The 3,119-nt window shown below is 38.6% G+C and carries 1 pseudogene; it reads left to right on the forward strand.

Annotation, left to right across the window (positions count from 1 at the left end):
• Positions 1-3,119, forward strand: a pseudogene (locus Q0787_RS19210) (hypothetical protein); the annotation flags it as partial.

Below are 3,119 nucleotides of genomic sequence, written 5' to 3' on the forward strand. Positions count from 1 at the left end.
ACAGCATTAGAAGTTTGTGACGATGGTACACCAGATGGTCTAACGAGTATAGATTTAACGTTAAAAAACACAGAGATTACAGGTAATAATGCGAACTATTCAGTGAGTTATCATTTAACGCAGGCTGATGCAGATGCCAATGTAAATCCGTTGCCTATTCCATATACCAATATTACTAATTGCCAAATCGTGTTTGTACGAGTTCAAGATATCAACACAGGCTGTTATAATACAACAACTTTAGAGTTATGCGTAGAGCAAGCACCAATAGCAAACACACCAACACCATTAATGTATTGTGATCCAGATAGTGATGGATTTGGAGTTTTTGATTTAACGAGTAAGGATATAGAGATTACAGGAGGAGATCCAAGTTTATCAGTGAGTTACCATGAGACAATGGCAGATGCAGATAACGATGTTAATCCACTTACGAGTCCATATAACAATATAGTGGAGGACATGCAAACGGTTTATGTTCGTGTAGAGAGTTCTACAATAGCGACCGACTGTGCTACTATAGTGGAGTTAATACTTATCGTAAATCCAACGCCACAGTTAGGTCCTGAGCCAACGGCATTGGAGATCTGTGATGATTTATCAGCGGATGGATTTGGTCAGTTTGATTTAACGAGCAAGGAGCCAGAGATATTACAGAATTTAGCAGATCCTACACAATATATAGTGAGCTATTATGAGACAATGGGAAATGCTGATTTAGGGGTTAATGCTATAGCAAATCCAATGAATTACACCAATACGACAGCTTTTAATCAGATTATTTGGATTAGAGTAGAGGATATTGACCCAGCAACAGGTTGTTATAAGTTAACATCTTTAGAGTTAATTGTAAACGCATTACCAGTATTGATTCAACCAACACCATTAGAGCTTTGTGATGACAACAATCCAGGTGATGAGATGGAGTCTTTCACTTTAGAAGATGCTACAGATGAGATATTAAACGGACAAACAGGAATAAGTTTGAGTTATTATGAGACACAGGCGGATGCGGATGCAGGGACTAATCCTATCTCAAGTCCTTATACAAACATAGTAAATCCGCAAACGATATTTGTACGCGCAACAAACGATGTTACAGGTTGTTTTGTAAGCACAACAGCAACGATATTATTACGAGTAAATCCAATACCATCACCTACAGCGCCGATTGATTTGGAAGTATGTGATGCAGATAATGATGGATTTGAAGTTTTCGATTTAGAGGAAAGAACCTTAGAGATTATAGGAGGCGAGTTGGATACAGCTGTGACTTACCATGAGACTCAAGAAGATGCAGAGACTGGAGATAATGCTCTATCGAGTCCTTATACTAATATTGTTATGGATGTTCAGACGATTTATATCCGACTTACCAATACGATTACAGGATGTTATAATGCATCAGAGACCTTAACAATCCGCGTATTACCATCACCAGAGGTTCCAGTAGAGATAGAAGATTATGTTATTTGTGATACCAATGCAGATGGCATAGCACAATTTGATTTAACGACTAAGGATTCAGAGATTATAGGAGGTCAAACGGATGTTACCTTAACTTATCATGTTACCGAGTCTGATGCAGAATTAGGAAACAACCCAATAGCTAATGTAGGTAACTATACCAATACAAGTAACCCACAAACGATTTATGTACGTTTAGTAAGTACAATCAACGGTTGTGTTGATACGGGTATGTTTGAGATTCGAGTAGAATTACCACCAGTAGCAGTACAGCCAACACCATTAGAGTTATGTGATGATGATGTAGCAGATGAGATAACTGTTTTTGATTTAACAGTAAAGGATAATGAGATTACAGGCGGCGAGGCAAGTTGGAGTGTAAGTTATTATGAGACCCAGGCCGATGCCGATGCTCAGACTAATGCAGTAGATGCAGAGGCTTATACGAATACATCTGTAGGCGGAGCTCCAGCTAATCCCCAAACACTTTATGCAGTTGTTACCGATACCGATACTGGGTGTACCGATACAATTACCTTAACGATACGTGTTTTACCAAATCCGACACCAACATCAGTATTGCCAGAGTTGATTTTATGTGATGATATCAATCCTGGTGATATGGAAGAGGTTTTTGATTTGACTACCAATGAGATATTACTTCTCAATGGAGAGACAGGAGTTACGCCAACTTATTATGAGGATGCGGACGATGCAGAAGAAGGAGTTAATGCGATACCAGACCCAACGATGTACACCAATACGAGTACGCCACAGGTGATTTATGTACGCGTTACAAATGATATAACAGGTTGTTTTACGATTGTAAACTTTACATTAATAGTTAATCCGTTACCAGATGTTGTAGCTGTTACAGATTTTATAGCCTGTGAGTTAAACAATGATGGTATTTATGATTTTGATTTAACGACAAAAGATGCAGAAGTACTAAATGGTCAAGATCCAACGTTATTTACAGTAACGTATCATGCCACTCAGCAGGATGCGGATGATCTTATGAACGCTTTAGTAAGTCCATATACGAATGTAACCAACCCGCAACAGATATTTGTAGCGATTACAAATAACACTACTGGTTGCTCAATAAGCACCCCTAGTTTTAATGTAGAGGTTCAAGAGGCAGCAGAAGCTAATAGTGATATGGAGGCGATATTATACGAGATTTGTGATGATGAGATGGATGATGATAACGATCCGAGTAACAATAGTGCACAGTTTGATTTATCTACACAGAACGATTTGATTCTCGATGGGCAAGATCCAGCGAACTATATTGTAAGTTACTATGCAAGTGAGGCGGATGCAGAATTAGGCGTTAATCCATTACCGCTATTGTATGAGAACTTAGTAAATCCACAAGTGATTTGGGCACGAGTAGACAATGATACACCAGATGGAGCAGGTATGGATACCTCTATTTGTTATGCTGTAGCACCATTAACATTACAAGTTAATCCACAACCGGTATTTGATTTAGAGGACAGCTATATTTTATGTGTAGACACTAACGGTAGTGAGGTTCTTAACGCTCCAGTTTTAGATACAGGACTAAGTAGTCCAACCTATAGTTTTGTATGGTTTTTTAATGGCGTAGAGATTGTAGGAGCAACAGATGGTAGTTATATGCCAAC

This window comes from uncultured Psychroserpens sp. (genome assembly GCF_947492715.1).
GTDB lineage: Bacteria > Bacteroidota > Bacteroidia > Flavobacteriales > Flavobacteriaceae > Psychroserpens.